We start from the raw sequence: 18,270 nt of genomic DNA on the forward strand, positions 1-18,270 counted from the left end.
TGCAATGAAAAAATATATAGATCAAATATCGAAAAGCTTGCAATTGCAGGCTTTTCAGGTTGAAAATACCATGCAATTACTTGGCGAGGGAGCCACATTGCCATTTATTGCTCGTTATCGTAAGGAAATGACTGGCAGCCTGGACGAAGTTCAGATTGCCAATGTGAAAGAGGAATTGGCTCGATTGACCGAGCTTGACAAGAGACGAGAAAGCATTATAGAGGCCATTGATAAGCAAGAGAAACTGACTGACGAGTTGCGTGCCAGAATTGAAGCTTGTACGGAACTAAACCAGTTGGAAGACTTGTATTTGCCATACAAACAAAAGCGCAAAACCAGGGCAGTAAAAGCCAAGGAAAAAGGATTGGAACCTTTGGCTAAGATCCTGATGAAGCAGCTTGAACGCGATGTGGAATCCAGAGCAAGTCAGTTTGTGAATGATGAGGTTGCCGATGAGGATGAAGCACTGCAAGGTGCACGTGATATTATTGCAGAATGGGTAAACGAGAATGAAGTTTCCCGTAACTCCGTTCGTGGCATTTTCCAACGTCAGGCAGTAATCCGCTCTAAAGTTGTAAAAGGCAAAGAGGAAGAAGGAGTAAAGTTTAAAGATTACTTTCAGTCGGAAGAGCCATTAAAAAGATGTGCTTCGCACCGCATGTTGGCTTTGAGAAGGGGAGAAGCAGAAGGCGTTTTACGATTGGATATTGCGCCCAATGAAGATGATGTATTGGACAGATTGAATAGAATCTTTGTAAAAGGAAATACCGAAGCTTCCGATCATGTTGAGGTGGCAGTAAAAGATTCATACAAAAGGTTACTGAGTTCTTCGATTGAAACGGAGTTTGCCAAATCATCGAAAGAGGAAGCCGACAAAGAGGCCATTCGTGTGTTCTCTGAAAATTTGCGCCAATTGTTGTTGGCATCGCCGCTGGGACAGAAGCGTGTTTTGGCGATCGACCCGGGATTTAGAACAGGTTGTAAGGTGGTTTGTTTGGATGCTCAAGGAAATCTGAAGCACAACGAAACCATTTACCCACATGCACCACAAAATCAGGGAAAGATGGCAGCCAAAAAGCTGACCAATATGGTAGAAACCTACAATATACAAGCAATTGCGATAGGTAATGGAACTGCAAGTCGAGAAACAGAAAGATTTGTAACCAACCTTCATTACGATAGAAAAGTTCAGGTTTTTGTAGTAAGCGAAGCAGGAGCATCAATCTATTCAGCATCGAAAGTGGCTCGCGAGGAGTTCCCACAGTATGATGTTACGGTTCGTGGAGCGGTATCTATTGGTAGGCGCTTGATGGATCCTTTGGCCGAATTGGTAAAAATCGATGCCAAATCGATTGGAGTAGGCCAATACCAGCACGATGTGGATCAAAACTTATTGAAACAGAGTTTGGATCAGGTGGTGGAATCATGTGTGAATAAGGTAGGTGTGAACTTGAACACAGCCAGTAAACACTTGTTGACCTACGTATCAGGTTTAGGTCCGCAGTTGGCGCAGAATATAGTGGATTACAGAACCGAGAACGGAGCTTTTTCATCCCGTAAGGAGATCACGAAAGTGAAGCGAATGGGAGCGAAGGCATTCGAGCAATGTGCAGGTTTCTTACGAATTCCAAATTCCGAAAATCCGTTGGACAATTCAGCGGTTCATCCAGAATCTTATTGCATTGTAAAACAAATGGCAAAAGATGTGAATTGCTCTGTTGCCGATTTAATTGCTGATCAAAATCTGCGCAAGCAAATCGATTTGAACAAATATGTGAGCAATGAAGTAGGATTGCCAACATTGAAGGACATTATGGAAGAGCTTGAAAAGCCGGGACGCGATCCGCGAACTGCCATTAAAGTTTTCCAATTTAAAGAGGGAATTTACAAGATAGACCAGCTTGAAGTTGGAATGGAGATGCCAGGCATTGTTACCAACATCACAAACTTTGGCGCTTTTGTTGATGTGGGCGTAAAGCAAGACGGTTTGGTACACATTTCGCAATTGGCCAACCGATTCGTATCCGATCCGGCTGATGTGGTTCAATTGCATCAGCATGTAAATGTGAAAGTAATTGAGGTTGATGTGGCCAGAAAGCGCATTCAACTATCAATGAAAGATTGTGAGCAATAAAGTAGAGATATGAAGTGTATTTTTGTTCCTGCAGCCTGCAGGAACAAAAATACACTCCTGAAAATCCTTCCTGCAAGCTGCAGGAAGAAAAATACACCCTGTATAATCCTTCCTGCAGGCTGCAGGAAAGAAAATACACCCTGTGAAATCCTTCCTGCAGGCTGCAGGGAAGAAAATACACCTCGTAACTCGGTTTTATATAAACTTTATGAGTTTGAAAAAAATGCTTTTAGGAAGTTTTGGCTATTTTTGAAACTTGATAACAAAAATAAAAGACTATGGATTTTAACGATCAGGATGTAATTATAGAATGCCCGACTTGCAAAAAAGAAATGATTGTAAAGATTTTAGAGATCACCAATCATCATACGGTAAGTTGTCCGGAATGTGGAGCTAAGGTCGATTTATCGGCAAACGATCCATCGGCAAAATTGGGAATTCCTAAAAACTATAAGCCTTTTGAAGGTTTGGATGATTACCTGAAGGAAGTAGAAGCGAAAAGAAAGAAATAGAAAGAATTTTCTATCAGACATATAAACCCAGACTCAAGATTGAGTTTGGGTTTTGTGTTTATTGGATTAGGTTATAAAGTAATATCTTGTTGATTTTAGAATAATAGATCAAAGTATAGGCCCAATATTACCATGCCCAGTAAAAGCAATAAGAATAAAGCCATATACTTTATTTGTTTGGTTGTATAGTAACCAGATTCTCCCATTCCAATGTGTACTTCAACTTTATCGTCTTTTTCTTCTTTCTTTTTCATGATATTGATATAAAACCATCATAAATGTAATAAGATTTTTATTATCAATAAATTTGAGATGCTTAAAAAAGGGTTCTGTATGGAATTTAGTGGGTAAGTAAATTAATCATTATTTGAAAAAAATTATCCTATGATTCTTTGTTTAAATTCGCTTTGCTCGAGCCGCATGGCTCATCCTTTTTCCATTGATGAAAAAGGATGCAAAAAATCTAGGGCGTGTAAGCTCAAACTATTTATACTTGAAAAATTTAAGTGCGGCGGGGTGATCTTCGAACAAGTTCTCAGCTTCCCCGACTTACTACAAATTTTTCCGCGTCTAATCAGCTTGACCTTCCAATGCCCACTTTGGAGAATGGAACAAGATAAGTAGATAGTAATAAATTTAAAGAATTGTCCACTCCAAATCATATAGATCTAAAAAAAAAGAGGCTGTTAACATAACAACCTCCATTTGAAAAATTATCTTCTGCTAACATCTCCACCGCTGGAGCTGCTCACATTTACTTTTGCAGGTTCGCCATAGTAATTTACATCACCCCCAGAACTTGCTGATGCTTCGATAGATTCAATTGCATAAACCGAAACATCACCACCACTTGAAGCTTTTGCCTTACAAATTTTAGCTTTTAAATCAGCTGCTCTTAAATCGCTACCACTGCTTGCTTTTCCATAGAAAGAATTCGCTGTACCCGAAAGATTAGCATCGGCACCAGAACTTACTGAGCAGGTAAGATTTACTGCCTTAAGTTCAAGTTCTGCATCGGCACCAGAGCTAACCGAAATATCAAGATCTTCAAATTTTAGTGGGTGACTTGATTCAAGATCGGAACCGCTCGAAACGCTTATTTCATTCACCTTCACAAAGGTTACATAAACATTAAGCTTCTTGGCTCTACGAATTGGATCTTCCGTTTTAATAACCAGCTTATCACCTTTTATGCGGGTAACAATCAAATCAAGAAGGTTTTCATCCGCTTCAACAGTTACCGATTCTTTATCACCTTGTCTTAGGTAAACATCGACACCACTACTAGACGAAATTGCGCTAAAAGAACCAATTTCTCTATCTTGTTTTTTTACAATGCCATTGCCTTTTGTTCCCCAGAATTGAGCGTTTACGGTTGACGAAAATACCATAGTTAACGCAATTAGTGTAAGGGACATTTTTTTCAATAATTTTTTCATGCGTATAAGATTTTAATGAAATAGTTTATTCCAGGTTTCTAATCATATTATATGACGCCAAGTGTTGGCTTCAAGTTACAGGTGAATTGATATAAAATTGTTCGATGATGAAGCTTTTGGCCTATAAATGATCTGATGTAAAGACGATAAGCTTAAGTTTACAGTTGCATGAAAATTTTTAGGAATTAAAATAAATTCAGGAAAGGCTGTGCTAATAATTTTCTCACATGGCTTTTTAATGATTTCTTGTCCATCCTTCTGGAGGTTATTTTTCCTGGTACTTTTGTGTGATTTCCCAGTATGATAACAGCTGGTGAAGCAGGTAAATCTGACTGATCAATTTTACTAAAGAACTTTGTGTTTCCGCTTAAAATATCACTATCGGTATAACTTACTTTCGAAATCACATTGATATTGGTTTCTTTCGAAAGTCTTTGGTTGAGCTCAAAGGCCATCTCGCTTAAGCGTTCCAATCCCATGTAAATAACAACCGTATCGTTATTTTCTATTTCCCTAATAATACCATCTAAATCGCTTTTCTCTCCTCCAACTTTAATGGCCGAATGAAAGTGAATCCCTGATGATTTTCCTCTTTCGGTAAGAGGAACCCAATATTCATTTGCGGCAGCCATGCCTGCACTAATTCCAGGTATCAATTCAAACTCTACATCCGATTCCAATAAAAACCTGATTTCTTCTACACCCCGACCATAAACCATCGGATCGCCTGACTTTAGTCTAACCACTTGATGACCCAAACTGTGATACATGATCATTTGATTGTGGATGTTTTGCTGTCTTTCCATAGGATTTATTCCATCGCCCGAACGTTTCCCAACCTCAATAACAATCGATTTTTCAGGAAACAGACTGCGAACATCATCCGTAATTAGGGCATCGGTAAGGATTACATCTGCCGATTCCAAAGCTCTTAAAGCTCGTATGGTAAGAAGATCGGAGGCGCCGGGTCCGGCACCTACAATCCAAATTTTTCCTTGACTCATTGCACAAAGTTTAGTGTTTAAAATCTTTAGGATTTACGATTTCCTTTATGTATTGCTTTCTGATAACAAAATCCCCAAAAGCTTCTCCTTCCGTTCTGTTTTGCGAATAATCTTGCAGTATGGGGCGAAGCTCTTGAAGAATTTCCTCTTCGTTTACATTTTCGCGATACAGATTATTTAGTCTTGTTCCGTTAAAGTTTCCTCCCAGGTAAAGATTATACCTGCCCGGACCTTTTCCAATAAGTCCTATTTCTGCTACATAGGGTCTTCCACAGCCATTGGCACAACCAGTCATTCGAATCACAATTTCATCTTTAAATAAGCCAAAATCGCTTAAGCTACTTTCAATTTTATCGATTAAACCCGGCAAATACCTTTCGGCCTCGGCAAAAGCCAAACTACATGTGTTCAAAGCCACACAGGCAATGGAATTCGATCTTGTTCCCGATATTGTACTCGGAAGTGAATCGTACTTTTTCAGGATTTCATTGATTTTGTTCTTGTCTTCGCCCTTAATTTTTCCAAGAATCAGATTCTGATTCCCTGAAAGACGAAAATCTGAAATATTCAAGTCAGCAATTTCCCGCAAAGCAGTTTTTGTCTTTATACTTTCAACATCTTTCACTCTACCACCTTCAATAAATAATCCAAGGTACCAGTCGCCATTCACACTTTGATGCCATCCGAACTTATCGCCGTTTCTGATTAAGGCATATTCTCGTGCAGCTTCCAGTTTGTAAGCTAACTTTTCGTGCAGTAGTTCCTTAAATTTATCTATGCCCAATCGGTCGATGGTATATTTTAAACGTGCATTTTTTCTGATCTTTCGGTTCCCCTGTTCTTTCTGAACCAGCACAATTTTTTCGGCTATATCTACCGTATTTTCCGCTTTCACAAAGCCTAATACAGTTCCCAGTCGGGGATAGGTTTCAGCATCGCCAAAAGTGGTTCCCATTCCACCGCCTGCAACAACATTAAAACCTTCCAGCACACCATTGTTTTCTATGGCTATAAAACCGATATCCTGTGTAAATACATCGGTATCGTTAAAAGGAGGAATGGTAAAACCAATCTTGAATTTACGCGGCAAATAAACCGGACCATACAAAGGTTCAACTTCTCCTTGCGATCCTTCGGCTACCTTTTTCTGATCCAACCAAATTTCGTAATAGGCAGGAGTTCGCGGAGTAAGATGATCGCTTACTTTGCTGGCATAATCCTGAACCTGATCGAACACATTGGAACCATAGGGATGAGGACTGGCCATTACATTTCGGTTTACATCACCACAGGCCGCAATGGTATCAAGCAATGCCTTGTTTATGGATTGAATACTTGGTTTCAGATTACCCTTTAAAACGCCATGAAATTGAAAGGCTTGACGGGTAGTGAGCTTTAGCGTACCGTTGGCGTATTCATCTGCAATTTGATCCATCTGCAACCACTGATCCGCATTCACCAACCCACCAGGTACTCTTACCCTGATAAGGAAAGAGTAAGCAGGTTCCAGTTTGGTCTTTTTTCTTTCCCTTTCGGTATCTCTGTCGAATTGCTGGTAAATGCCATGAAACTTCGATACTTGTCTGTCGTCTACTGCAATTGCCCCTGTAATGGGATCGGCAAGACTTTCAGCCAATGTTCCTCGCAAATAATTACTATCGGTTTTAATTTTTTCAACTTCGGACAAGTCTGCCCAATTTATATTTTGATCTGACATGATTTTCCTTTTTTTTCTAGTAAACATCAAGAAGTAAACGTCTCTCTTTCTTTAATTTTTTCAGATATTCATCTGCTTTTTCGGCTGTTATTCCACCTTCGCTGGTAATGATTTCCTTTAAGCTTTCCTGCACATCTTTTGCCATGTAGTTTTTATCACCACAGATGTAAAAGTGAGCGCCGTTTTCTAACCATTGAAACACCTCAGATGCTTTTTGTTTGAGTTTATGCTGTACATACTCTTTCTCATTCTGATCGCGCGAAAAGGCAACATCCAATTTGTTTAGAACTCCCTTTTGCAAATATTTTTGCCACTCTACCTGGTACAAAAAATCTTCTTTAAAACGCTGGTTTCCGAAAAATAGCCAGCTGTTGGTTTGCTTGTTGTTTTGCTCAATCTCCTGTAGAAAACTTCTGTATGGAGCTACTCCGGTACCTGCTCCAACCATTATCAAAGATTTATCGGTTTCTTTTGGCAATCGGAAAGCTTCATTCTTCTCTATAAAAACAGGGATGTGATCGCCTACATTTATTTGATCTGAAATGTAAGTGGAACATGCACCATTTCGATCTCTTTTCTTGTGCTTGTATCTAAGAGAAGCAACTGTGATATGAACCTCTTCGGGATTTAGAGTCGGACCGGAAGAGATAGAGTAGAGGCGAGCATACAACACTCTTAGAATTCCAATAAATTCATCGATCTTAATTTTTCCGGGGAAATCTTCCAATAGGTCAATCGTATCAGCTCCATAAAGATATTGATCCAGAGCTTCTTCATTTTCCAGCAAAGTAGTGAGCTCTTTGTTTTTTACGATCTCGTTGTACTTCTCAAGAACCTCACGATTTAAAACCGTTATTTCAAGCTTGTGCTGCAATGCTCTAAACAAACTTACATCCTTACCTCCAACTCGAACGATCCGTTCAGGATCTTCTGCAAAATGATTGATGATCAAATCAACCAAATCGACAGGATTATTTGGGAGAACTCCAATGCTGTCACCAGCCTGATATTCTATATCTGAATCTTCCAGCGATATTTCAACATGGTAAATCTCTTTCTCCGATTGTTCCGTTGTAATTCTAACTTTCTCGAGAACTTCGGCATAGAAAGGATTGGTTCGATTGAATTTCTTCTTTTTGGCAGCAGTATTTTCAATGGAAACAGTTGAGTTTGCTGCTGGCTGAATTTTTTGAAGTTCACTTGCAACAGAATCAATCCAACTGTTGGCTATTTCTTCATATGCAACATCTGCTTTATGAATGGGAACGATTTCTTCGCCTCCTAACTTTTTGAATGCTTCATTAAAATCAACTCCGGTTTGGCAAAATTTCTTGTATGATTTATCGCCTAAAGCCAGTACCGAGAACTTTGTTCCTTCCAGTTTTGGAGCTCTTTTACCCAAAACATACTCATGAAAGTCTTCTGCCTGAATAGGAGGTTCGCCTTCACCGTGGGTACTTACAACCAGAAACAGGTACTGTTCTTTCTTCAAATCAGTTTTCTTGTATTCATCTAAGGCCTTAAGCGAAGGCGAAAAGCCTAGGGAGCTAAGTCTATCGTATAAGTCAAGAGCAATTTCTTTGCTGTGTCCGGTGTGTGTGCCATACAGAATGGTAATTTTTTCTGATGATTTTGGTACTGCCGTTGCCAGTGTATTTGCACTGCTTGTGTTGCCATTAATCAAGCCTGAAATGTATCCGTTCAACCAAACCAACTGTTCTTTGTTTAGTTCTTTTACCAGCTCATTAATTTGGCTAAGCTGTTCGCTATTTATTTGATATTGATTTGTCATGATCTAGTTTGCAATTAAGAGTTTTTGAAGTCTGTAGTTTTCGAAATAGTCCTTTAATTGATTTCTGATTTTGATGGATTTAAATACATCCTCACCATTAGAACTTACAGCAATACTGATATTATCTTGTTTATAGATTGCCGGAGAAACAAATTCACAAAAATCAGGCTGGTCGTGAACATTTAGCAGCACATTGGCTTCTCTACAATCACGAATTAGTTGTCGCAAAAAGGCAGGATCCTCAACACAACTATAAATCAAATAGTAATTTTTCAGAACCTCTTTATTGTACTGTTGTTCGTGATATTTGATCCCTGTATTCTTAATCCAGCTAATGATATTTGGAGCCAGAACTTCTACCAAATCAGTACTTCGCTGTAAAATCTTTAATTTCTTATAGGCATCTTCGCCGCCACCAATAATTAGTATTTTCTTATTGGTAATATCTATTGCTATGGGTAAAAATTGTTTCTTCGACATGATAATTTGTTTTTAAATGTGATAATCAACCGGGTGTTTATCTTCTTTTCCAAACTTTATTTTGTTCCAGGTTCTTTCGTGTAGAAAGTAGAGTCCCATTTTCGTGAATAATTCAACACCACCAATCGACATCGCCCAAGTGATATCTCCAATCACCAGCCACGAAATCAGCACCGTGTCAATTGTTCCAATGGTCCTCCACGAAATGGTTTTTGCAATACTTCTGTAAGTTTTTTCTTTCATTTCATTCAGCTTACTCATAAAAAAAGAGCCTTTCTGGTTCGCAGAAAGGCTCGGTATGCTAGTTCACTTATATGCATAACGAAATCTGCTAGGGAGGATACCATAACATACACATACAACAACACATCATTTGATGTGAGATTTGATTGATATGTGATTTTTCGTTTTGCATTTGTGTTACAATTGATGAATAAATTTTCTGTTTTGATTATAAGTAAATCCATAAAAAAAGCCTTTCTGCTATTGCAAAAAGGCTTGTGCTGTTATTTATGTCCTACTATAAATTTAAACAACTCCTTCTTGCAGTTCAATACAATCCATACACATACAACAACAAGCTGTACCTGCAAAAGAAGAAGTGATTGTATTTCCAAGAGTGTTATTCATTGTTTTGTTTAAATAGGATAAATCGATCTTTATTTCGGGTACAATTTTAGGAATTCATTTTGAATATTACAAACTACTGATCTAAAAAAAAATCAGAATAGAATATATCCATTGTTTTGAAATCGTTTTCGATTACTTGTACTGAAACCAGAGATGAATAAGTACTTACCCTTAAAATACAAGCCTTACAGAAGGTCTATCGACGATGGAAAGATGTAATATTACAGGAGACGGTTTTTTATTGGAAAAAAATAAAGGATTTAATAAAGAAGTCTTCACAATTAGTTTTTATCCTATAAGTTGAATTAAATTTGCCATTATATAATTTTTATATAATGACAAAGAAAAATAGAATTGTAAGCTTTAAGAAACTGGATTCTGAATTTCTATCCCTACGGATTTGAAGGTGATATAAAACTTTCTTAATTGGGTCCGGATAAGAGCTTTTATGCTTTCCCCATAAGTGCCGATGAGTACAATATGCTTATAAAAGTAGATGTAGACTATGGTTTTGGCTTAGATATGGAGGAGGAGGAAAGTGGTCAAGAGTCTGATTTGTAAGAAGCCATTACATGAGTTTTAAAAATTAATGAGTGTTCACTTCATTTTTGTTGCTTGGAATTCAATCTCTTCCTATATTTACAGCACATTTAATAATTAAATACTATGCTACCAAAGTTTTTATTAGCAGACAATTCGCAGGAGTTACCAGATACTCTATTCATCGTTCACACACGTTCGCCTAAATGCATTATCGAATGTGATGTAGAAGATTTTAATTCAAACCAGACCATTTACTGGATGGATAAAACACCGGAAGATCAGAATTTGATCGAAGATTTGTTGGATGAGGCTGAAACCTTTTACAATGATGAGTTAGAAAACCAAGAGGATCTTTACGACGAAGAATTCGACGATTAATTAAGAATATAATGAGTAAAAAACTACAGCGATCATCTAATAAAATGATTGCAGGTGTTTGTGCGGGTATTGCTGAATACCTGGGCTTAGACGTAACACTTGTAAGGGTTCTTTATGTGCTAATTTCTATTTTTAGTGCAGGATTTCCAGGATTATTAATCTATGTTATACTTTGGTTTGTAATGCCGGATTATTACGAAGTGTTATAATTGAATTTTACTAAAAACATATAATGGGAAAGCAATAGCTTTCCTTTTTTTATACTTCTATTTTTAGGTATTTTATGTTTTGTGTTAAAGAACAGCGAAAAATTCTTTAAAAAGACCACATTTGTCATGATTTCGAATATTCTAATCTTCTATTTTTGCTGCGATTTTTAGAGATGGATAAATCATGAACCTAATCGCCGTGATAAATAGCTGTTTAAGTCAGAAATATCCTTTCTTTTTAAAACAAACACAAACACTTAAAGATTCTAACAGATGAACCTAAAAAAACTGATCCCTTTAATTGGGTTGGTATGCATTTGTTTGGGAGTTAATGCTGAAAAACTTCCATCAAAAACTAAAGTTAATCGCAGTATTGACTTTGTAAGTAAACACTTATGGAGAGGTAGTCATAGTGGTACAGCACCTACTATTGAGCCAACGCTGGAGATTCAAACCGGTCGTTTTACATTTGGAGCATGGGGAGCTTATGCAACTGATGATAGCTACCAGGAGGTTGACTTGTATGTTTCGTATAACACTCCGCTATTTCAATTTAGTGTTTACGATTTTTATTGTCCACGTCCTAATTTCGAAAAATCAAAATTCTTTGATTTCGACAGTGAAAACTCTGTTCATTTGTTCGATGCTACAGCAAAGTATAAGGGGTGTGCAAAATTTCCTGTTTCTGTAATGGGATCTGTGCTTTTCTATGGAGAGTTTGATAAGGATGAAAATGGAGATCAGAATTACTCTACTTATTTTGAGTTGGGATATTCGAACTTTATTGGTGGAAAGAAATTCTCATATGCATTAGGTTTTTCGCCATTTAAAGGAATGTATGATGATAAATTTAATGTGGTAAACGTTAATGTTACTATGTATGATGAAATTAAATTAACAGATAAGTTTTCATTGCCTATTCGTGGCGGATTAACCTTGAATCCGGCAACGGAAAAGTTATTTCTTACTTTCGCGGTAACATTGAAATAAGATCAGGTATTGATAATATTTACAAGGCTTCCTTTTGGAAGCCTTTTTTGTTTTAAAAGAATTGGTGATATTTAATCTTTACAAGAAAACTACAAATACTGCGTTAGTCTCGTTTTTGAAACAGTCATTTACAATTAGTAAACTCCTTGGGTTCAAAAACTTTGAAAGCCTTGTCTTTGGAGCTTTCTTGTCAAAGATTGTAATGGTGTAGTTTTATGCCGCTACTATATTAGAAGTTTAATAAAGAATTAGAATGAAAGCATTAGATAAAGTACATGAGTTTCACAATGCCTTCGGTGTAAATGTGGAAGAGCAGCCTAATATTCCAAGTGTTGAACGATGCGAGTTAAGACAAAATATTATTCAGGAAGAAGTTGATGAATTGAAAGCAGCTTGGGAATCGGGTAATATTGTTGAAGTTGCCGATGCATTGGCAGATATTCATTATGTAGTTATGGGAACGGTTTTAGAATTTGGCCTACAGGATAAGTATGCTGAAATATTCTCAGAAGTTCACCGCAGCAACATGAGCAAATTAGACGAGAATGGAAAACCTTTGTACCGAGAAGATGGTAAGGTGATTAAATCTACTTTGTACACAAAACCCGATATCAAGAAAATTATAAACAAATGAACTTGAAAAAATATCACATAGATGCTTTTACAAATAAGCTGTTTGGTGGGAATCCAGCATGCGTAATTCCACTGGAAGAATGGCTTTCAGATGATTTGTTATTGAATATTACAAAGGAGAACAATTTGGCAGAGACCGCTTTTTTTGTACCTGAAGCCGATCGTTTTCATATCAGATGGTTTACACCAGAGCTAGAGATGGATCTTTGTGGGCATGCCACTTTGGCAACGGCTCATGTCATTAAAAAACATTTGAATTATCCGGAAGATAAAATTCGTTTTACATCAGCGAGTGGAGATTTAGAAGTAGCTTTTGAGGGAGATAGATATGTACTGGATTTTCCTTCCAGAATGCCTGTGCCAACTTCATTGCCATCTATTATTGAAGACAGCTTGAATATTAAACCTCTAGAGGTGTACCAATCTAGAGATTATGTACTCTTGTATGAAAATGAAGATGATATTCTGGCACTGGAACCTGATGAAAATAAATTGAAAGGCATTGATTTGGGACATGGAGGAATTGTTTGTACCGCCCTTGGTCGGGAAGTTGACTTTGTTTCTCGTTTTTTTACTCCGGGAGCAAGCATTTTCGAGGATCCGGTTACTGGATCAGCACATTGCTCACTGATTCCTTTTTGGAGTGAGAAACTTGGTAAGAAAGAAATGTTAGCCTTTCAATTATCAGATCGAAAAGGTGAATTATTCTGTACCAATAGTGATGATCGAGTAAAAATAGCTGGTCACGCAGTAAGTTATAGTGTAGGAGAAATCTTTTTATAGGAGCAAGTAATGGATTATATTGAAGAGGAAGTTTTCGAAAATCAGGATTTTTCGAATGCTAATTTGCCAAAAGCGGAGTATGACAATTGCCGCTTTGTAAATTGCACATTTGCCAACTCTGATTTATCGAATGTTGTTTTTTTGGAATGTGAATTTGATTCCTGTGATTTAAGCAACGTCAAGGTGAATCATACCGCCTTTCGGGATATTCAATTTAAATCATGTAAAATGTTAGGCATTGCATTTCAGGATTGCAACAAGCTATTGCTTTCTTTTACTTTTACCGATTGTATGCTAAACCTTTCTTCGTTTTATCAACTTAAACTAAAAGCAATTCAATTTGTAAACTGCCAGTTACATGAAGTGGATTTTGCAGAAACTGATTTGACTCAAGCTTCATTTGCAAATTGTGATATGGCAGGAGCTGTGTTTGAGTTTACCAATATAGAGAGAGCGGATTTGACTTCGGCAAGCAATTACTCCATTCATCCCGAGTCGAATAAAATTAAGAAAGCTAAATTTTCAGCCCAAGGTCTGGCAGGATTGTTACAGCAATATGATATTGTGATAAAATAAACAAACCCACCAATTAGGCGGGTTTGTTCTATATTATACGATTGATTAAGCTGCAGATTTGCTTAATTCTTTTGCTTTAGGAAAATCAACTGGAACTTTTGTCAAGTTGTGAGTATAATTGGTAAACGATATTTCCATTACAACTGCCAGAAAATCGATTAAGGCTTTCTCATCGTATCCTGCCGCATAGAAGTCTTCCAAATTGCTTTCACTTGCTCTTCCCCTGTTAGTTGCTACATCGGCAGCAAGTCTGCTTAATGCTTTCAATTTTGAGTCGGCAATGCTTCCTTCGCGCAATTGAATGGTTTCTTCTTCTGTAAAGCCATTCATTTTGGCTATTGCTGTGTGAGCAGCCAAACAGTATTCACATCCATTTACTTCCGATACGGCAAGTTTTATGGCTTCCATCTCTTTTGCCGAAAAGCTTTCTTTACCAGCTTTGCTCGAAAAGTTCAAGTAATTTTCTAAAGTATCGCTCGAGTAAGCAATGGTTGCATATAAATTAGGAATCATACCCAATTGACTTTTTACATTGTTTAGAATACTTTGTGCTTTTTCATCAAGCTGATTTACTCTTGGTACATTGATTGTTTTCATTTCTCTATCCTTTTATAATTAATTTGTTATTACAAAAGTGCAGGAAATAAAAAGTGGGAAGAATGGCAATTCTTCCCACTGGCTTGGCAATTTTTCCTTTTAGCTTAAATGATCGTACTTTTTTTAAAATCAGTTGGACTTTTACCAACCACTTTGCTGAAAAAACGACTAAACTGGGCCGCATCATCAAAGCCTAGCTCATAGGCAACTTCTTTTGCAGTTTTATCTGTATGAATAGATAATCTTTTCGCTTCTAAACCAATGCGTTCCTGAATTACCTGTAAAGGAGTTTTATCATTATACTCTCCAAATAAATTGGAAATGGTTTTGGGTGATTTATGTAGCAATTCGGCGTAATCAGCAACTTTGTGTTTCTGTCTAAAATGCATTTCAACCAATACATTAAACTGCCTGATGATATCCAATTTATCCTGATTAATATCTGGATTTGTCAATGTTTTTCGAGCAAGTCTGGTGCATTTAATCAAGAACCTTTTTAGCAGTACCTGAAGCATTTCTCCCTTAATATGATCCGAATTTTCAAATTCTTCAAGAATCACCTTGATCAACAAATCAAAGCTTTCCTGATCTTTCAAATCCAATGAAACAATTGGAACTTCTGATGATCCAAAAAACAAATACCCATAGCATGATACTTCCTGATCGTGTTGTTGGATACAGTAAAATTCTCGATTGAATGATAATTGATTTAAAGTGGAATTGATTTCATCCACCTCAAGCTGATTAAGAGGTGTGAGGAAAAGAATTTGGTTCTCCTTAATTGTGTAGGCAATTCCATCAACAATTAAACGAGAACATCCGCTTCGCTGCCAAAATATTTTGTAAGTCTGGTTTTTATTTTGGATTTCATCCGAAAATGAAAAGTAGGATGAATCCCTTTTGTTTGAATAGGTCTGAAGCATTGGTAATATTTAAACGTTAATGTACTCGAAACCATCGTTTGGATTCAATGTTTGATCATCACTTTTGTTATGCAATAGAATTTTATATTCCAGGTATGCCTTTAGATTGGTCATCCAAAAAGTCCATCCATTGCTACAGCCTACGAAATTATTCATTTTGCTTGGCTCATCTGTTTTAATTTTACTTTGGGTAAGGCAAACTAAAGTCATGCCTTTTTCTCTTGTCAGCAATACTTCCACTTCATTATCAGCAAAAGCAAAAACGATTTTATCCCTTCCGTTGGCTTCTATTATTTTTCCATTCTCAACACCTAACCAGTTGTACCATTGCCAAGAATAGGTATCCCCAGTTTGAATAAATTCTTTACTTGCTCTGGGCAAATTATCTGCTGATTTGAATTCCGCTTTCTTTAGGAACCATCTTTCCAATTTATGCTGAGTTGCCCAGCATTTGTATACTTTATCAATGGATGATTTAATGTGAATTTTTCGAACAAATTTGGTCCAATCTATTTCTTTCATAACTGTTAACCTTTATTGTTTTGTTCGATTTAAAATACAAAAAAAGACACAGATATTCAGGCCAAATGCCTTCTGAAAAATAAAGTATTGAATTTTAAAGCGTTCAACCATACTTTTTCAATTAATTGGATTCTTCCGTCAGCGGATGGGCTCATCAAAAAAATAAATGATGTGTTCCGCGAGCGTGTGGGCTTGTCGAAAAAATAAATGATTACTTCCGCCAGCGGAAGAGGTCGTCAAAAAATTAAATAAGCTCTTCCGTCAGCGGATGGGCTCCTCAAAAAAATAATTGATGTGTTCCGCGAACGTGTGAGCTTGTCAAAAATATAAATGATTACTTCCGCCAGCGGAAGAGGTCGTCAAAAAATTAAATAAGCTCTTCCGTCAGCGGATGAGCTCCTCAAAAAAATAATTGATGTGTTCCGCGAGCGTGCGGGCTTGTCGAAAAATTAAATGATTACTTCCGCCAGCGGAAGAGGTCGTCAAAAAATTAAATAAGCTCTTCCGTCAGCGGATGGGCTCCTCAAAAAAATAAATGATGTGTTCCACGAGCGTGTGGGCTTGTCGAAAAAATAAATGATCACTTCCGCCAGCGGAAGAGGTTGCCAAAAAATAAAATAAGCTCTCCCGCCAACGGAAGAGCTTATTTATTAATTGTTTAATGTATTTATTACACTTCTGATGGATGTTCTTTTTTGAACTTATCCCAATAAGTATTTAATGTTGACTTCATATCTTTATGCAGCATTAATATCCCGATAAGGTTAGGCAAAGCCATCAGAACGATGGTAATACCGGAAATGGTCCAAATGATTGTTGTATCAGCAAAGGATGCAATAAAAAAGCCGATACAATAAATGATGCGATAAGGAAGCACACCTTTTACACCAAACAGATAGGTAACCGAACGTCCTCCGTAATAGGCCCAGGCAATTGCAGTTGAAAAGGCAAACAAAAGCAGGCCGATGGAAACAATCCATTTTCCCCAATCGCCCAATAAGCTTCGGGTAAATGCCTCGGCAGTTAATGGTGCCGAATGTACCAGCGAGTTTCCCTTAAATGTTACACCATTATTTGATGAATATTTTCCATTGGAAATGGCCACTTTACCATTGTAGAGTTTGTCTTGAGAGTCATAAATTTTGATGTTCTCTGCTACTGAACGAGCATTAATAATGCTTAATTCATTTTTGATTTCACCATTCTCAACAATCAAATCACCTGTAAACACAGGTAAATCCGAAGTTCCACCTAAATAGTGATATAGTTTTTCACGATCTTCTTCATTGGTGTCATCGTACTGATCTGCCATCACCACCATATCGGTTGGTTGAAACTGGTTTGGCAATTTTTCGGTCCATACACCTGATGATAGAATCACTAATCCCGTAAGGGTACAAATTACGATGGTATCGATAAATGGTTCAAGAATAGCTACCATACCTTCCGAAACAGGCTCTTCGGTTCTTGCAGCAGCGTGGGCAATTGGCGCAGAACCCTGACCAGCCTCATTACTAAACAAACCACGGTTTACACCTTTGGTTAGTGCATAAGAAAAACCAGCCCCTAAGAAACCACCAACAGCAGCTGTTCCTGTAAATACATTGGTAAATATTGATACGAAAGAAGGAATAATGTTTTCGTAATTGTAAAAGATTACTGCTAGTGCACCTACAAAATAAATAATAGCCATTGTAGGAACCAGTTTTTCGGTAACTTTAGCAATACGTTTAATTCCACCTAAAATTACAAATGCCAATAAAATGGTAAGAATTCCTCCAACCAACATTTTGTTAAAACCAAATGTAGTAAACATGGAGTTGGAAATGGAGTTAATTTGAGGCAAACTACCTGTACCAAAAGATGAGAAAATGGTCATGACTGCAAAGATTCCAGCCAACCAACGCATATTCAACTTGTTCTTCATGTAGTACATTGGTCCACCCGAAATAAATCCTTCTTCGTCGGTTTCGCGATATTTATGAGAAAGTGTTACCTCTACAAATTTGGTTGTCATCCCTAAAAAGGCTGTCACCAACATCCAAAATAAGGCTGCCGGACCTCCTAAATAAATTGCCAATGCAACACCAGCAATATTTCCGGTTCCAACGGTTCCCGAAAGTGCCGTGGTTAATGCTTGAAAGTGAGATGCATCACCTTTTTCACCAGGTTTGTCATACTTTCCGGTAACAACTTTTAAGGCATGTTTAAAAAATCGAAATTGGGGAAACTTTAAATAAATGGTATAGAACAAGCCAGTTCCGATTAATAAAATTGGAAACCATTTGCTTCCTCCTAAAAATCCTTCAATTAAAGTTAGAAAATCATTAAGGTTATGCATAGATACAGGTTAAATTGGTAATGGGTAATAGATTCTTTTTTTGAAAGTCATCTAAGATAAGAGTTTA

At 37.2% G+C, this 18,270-nt stretch carries 21 protein-coding genes; 10 read left to right on the plus strand and 11 right to left on the minus strand.

Annotated elements, in window-relative coordinates; translation table 11 throughout:
- The first annotated feature begins 4 nt into the window (after positions 1-4).
- Genes BXY64_RS05075 through BXY64_RS05085 form a run of 3 tightly spaced genes read left to right on the plus strand, consistent with a single transcriptional unit; the run spans position 5 to position 2,646 of the window.
- A complete protein-coding gene (locus BXY64_RS05075) occupies positions 5-2,134 on the plus strand; it encodes a Tex family protein (RefSeq protein ID WP_120238838.1) in 2,130 nt (709 codons plus the stop codon).
- A gap of 9 nt (positions 2,135-2,143) precedes the next feature.
- A complete protein-coding gene (locus BXY64_RS05080) occupies positions 2,144-2,437 on the plus strand; it encodes a hypothetical protein (RefSeq protein WP_120238839.1) in 294 nt (97 codons plus the stop codon).
- Entirely contained in the window at positions 2,413-2,646 is a 234-nt protein-coding gene (locus BXY64_RS05085; RefSeq protein WP_120238840.1) for a hypothetical protein, read from the plus strand. Before BXY64_RS05080 ends, BXY64_RS05085 begins: the two co-directional genes overlap by 25 nt.
- Before the next feature lie 95 nt (positions 2,647-2,741).
- Here the strand turns inward: BXY64_RS05085 and BXY64_RS21315 are convergent, their stop codons facing one another.
- The 7 genes from BXY64_RS21315 to BXY64_RS05120 all read right to left on the minus strand — a co-directional run bounded on the left by BXY64_RS21315 (position 2,742) and on the right by BXY64_RS05120 (position 9,339).
- The gene (locus BXY64_RS21315; RefSeq protein WP_170150580.1) at positions 2,742-2,900 is read right to left on the minus strand and encodes a hypothetical protein; all 159 of its coding nucleotides are present in this window, start codon (positions 2,898-2,900) and stop codon (positions 2,742-2,744) included.
- 459 nt (positions 2,901-3,359) lie between these two features.
- On the minus strand, positions 3,360-4,085 hold the full coding sequence (locus tag BXY64_RS05095; RefSeq protein ID WP_211334404.1) for a head GIN domain-containing protein: 726 nt from the start codon (positions 4,083-4,085) through the stop codon (positions 3,360-3,362).
- 185 nt (positions 4,086-4,270) lie between these two features.
- A complete protein-coding gene (cobA, locus tag BXY64_RS05100; RefSeq protein ID WP_120238843.1) occupies positions 4,271-5,089 on the minus strand; it encodes a uroporphyrinogen-III C-methyltransferase in 819 nt (272 codons plus the stop codon).
- A 10-nt stretch (positions 5,090-5,099) separates the two neighbouring features.
- Positions 5,100-6,806 (minus strand): NADPH-dependent assimilatory sulfite reductase hemoprotein subunit, encoded by a 1,707-nt coding sequence (locus tag BXY64_RS05105; protein WP_120239758.1) that lies wholly within the window; start codon positions 6,804-6,806, stop codon positions 5,100-5,102.
- Positions 6,807-6,822: 16 nt separating this feature from the next.
- Positions 6,823-8,598, minus strand: coding sequence for an assimilatory sulfite reductase (NADPH) flavoprotein subunit (locus BXY64_RS05110; protein ID WP_120238844.1), 1,776 nt, complete (start codon positions 8,596-8,598; stop codon positions 6,823-6,825).
- 3 nt (positions 8,599-8,601) lie between these two features.
- A complete protein-coding gene (locus tag BXY64_RS05115) occupies positions 8,602-9,078 on the minus strand; it encodes a precorrin-2 dehydrogenase/sirohydrochlorin ferrochelatase family protein (protein ID WP_120238845.1) in 477 nt (158 codons plus the stop codon).
- Positions 9,079-9,090: 12 nt separating this feature from the next.
- Complete coding sequence (locus BXY64_RS05120; RefSeq protein ID WP_211334405.1) at positions 9,091-9,339, minus strand: DUF2061 domain-containing protein; 249 nt, start codon at positions 9,337-9,339, stop codon at positions 9,091-9,093.
- Positions 9,340-10,134: 795 nt separating this feature from the next.
- On the opposite strand from BXY64_RS05120, the gene BXY64_RS21590 reads away from it, so the two are divergent.
- The 7 genes from BXY64_RS21590 (at position 10,135) to BXY64_RS05155 (ending at position 13,820) form a co-directional block, all read left to right on the plus strand.
- Positions 10,135-10,269 (plus strand): hypothetical protein, encoded by a 135-nt coding sequence (locus BXY64_RS21590; RefSeq protein ID WP_262706497.1) that lies wholly within the window; start codon positions 10,135-10,137, stop codon positions 10,267-10,269.
- Positions 10,270-10,374: 105 nt separating this feature from the next.
- On the plus strand, positions 10,375-10,629 hold the full coding sequence (locus BXY64_RS05130) for a hypothetical protein (RefSeq protein WP_054714877.1): 255 nt from the start codon (positions 10,375-10,377) through the stop codon (positions 10,627-10,629).
- A gap of 11 nt (positions 10,630-10,640) precedes the next feature.
- Positions 10,641-10,838, plus strand: coding sequence for a PspC domain-containing protein (locus tag BXY64_RS05135; protein ID WP_211334406.1), 198 nt, complete (start codon positions 10,641-10,643; stop codon positions 10,836-10,838).
- 273 nt (positions 10,839-11,111) lie between these two features.
- Positions 11,112-11,828: a hypothetical protein gene (locus tag BXY64_RS05140; RefSeq protein WP_120238848.1), complete on the plus strand. Its 717-nt coding sequence runs from the start codon at positions 11,112-11,114 to the stop codon at positions 11,826-11,828.
- A 253-nt stretch (positions 11,829-12,081) separates the two neighbouring features.
- Complete coding sequence (locus tag BXY64_RS05145; RefSeq protein WP_120238849.1) at positions 12,082-12,462, plus strand: pyrophosphohydrolase domain-containing protein; 381 nt, start codon at positions 12,082-12,084, stop codon at positions 12,460-12,462.
- The gene (locus BXY64_RS05150) at positions 12,459-13,244 is read left to right on the plus strand and encodes a PhzF family phenazine biosynthesis protein (protein WP_120238850.1); all 786 of its coding nucleotides are present in this window, start codon (positions 12,459-12,461) and stop codon (positions 13,242-13,244) included. The genes BXY64_RS05145 and BXY64_RS05150 overlap by 4 nt, the downstream gene beginning before the upstream one ends.
- Before the next feature lie 9 nt (positions 13,245-13,253).
- On the plus strand, positions 13,254-13,820 hold the full coding sequence (locus tag BXY64_RS05155) for a pentapeptide repeat-containing protein (RefSeq protein ID WP_120238851.1): 567 nt from the start codon (positions 13,254-13,256) through the stop codon (positions 13,818-13,820).
- A gap of 45 nt (positions 13,821-13,865) precedes the next feature.
- Here BXY64_RS05155 and BXY64_RS05160 read toward each other — a convergent pair whose 3' ends face one another.
- The 4 genes from BXY64_RS05160 to BXY64_RS05175 all read right to left on the minus strand — a co-directional run bounded on the left by BXY64_RS05160 (position 13,866) and on the right by BXY64_RS05175 (position 18,203).
- Entirely contained in the window at positions 13,866-14,417 is a 552-nt protein-coding gene (locus tag BXY64_RS05160; protein WP_120238852.1) for a carboxymuconolactone decarboxylase family protein, read from the minus strand.
- A 104-nt stretch (positions 14,418-14,521) separates the two neighbouring features.
- Positions 14,522-15,340, minus strand: coding sequence for a helix-turn-helix domain-containing protein (locus tag BXY64_RS05165; protein WP_120238853.1), 819 nt, complete (start codon positions 15,338-15,340; stop codon positions 14,522-14,524).
- Positions 15,341-15,349: 9 nt separating this feature from the next.
- Positions 15,350-15,862 carry an SRPBCC family protein gene (locus tag BXY64_RS05170; RefSeq protein ID WP_120238854.1) on the minus strand — a complete coding sequence of 171 codons (513 nt, stop codon included), beginning with the start codon at positions 15,860-15,862 and terminating at the stop codon, positions 15,350-15,352.
- Between the two features lie 670 nt (positions 15,863-16,532).
- A complete protein-coding gene (locus BXY64_RS05175; protein ID WP_120238855.1) occupies positions 16,533-18,203 on the minus strand; it encodes an alanine/glycine:cation symporter family protein in 1,671 nt (556 codons plus the stop codon).
- Positions 18,204-18,270 lie beyond the last annotated feature (67 nt).

Source organism: Marinifilum flexuosum (assembly GCF_003610555.1).
In the GTDB taxonomy this organism is placed as follows: Bacteria; Bacteroidota; Bacteroidia; order Bacteroidales; family Marinifilaceae; genus Marinifilum; species Marinifilum flexuosum.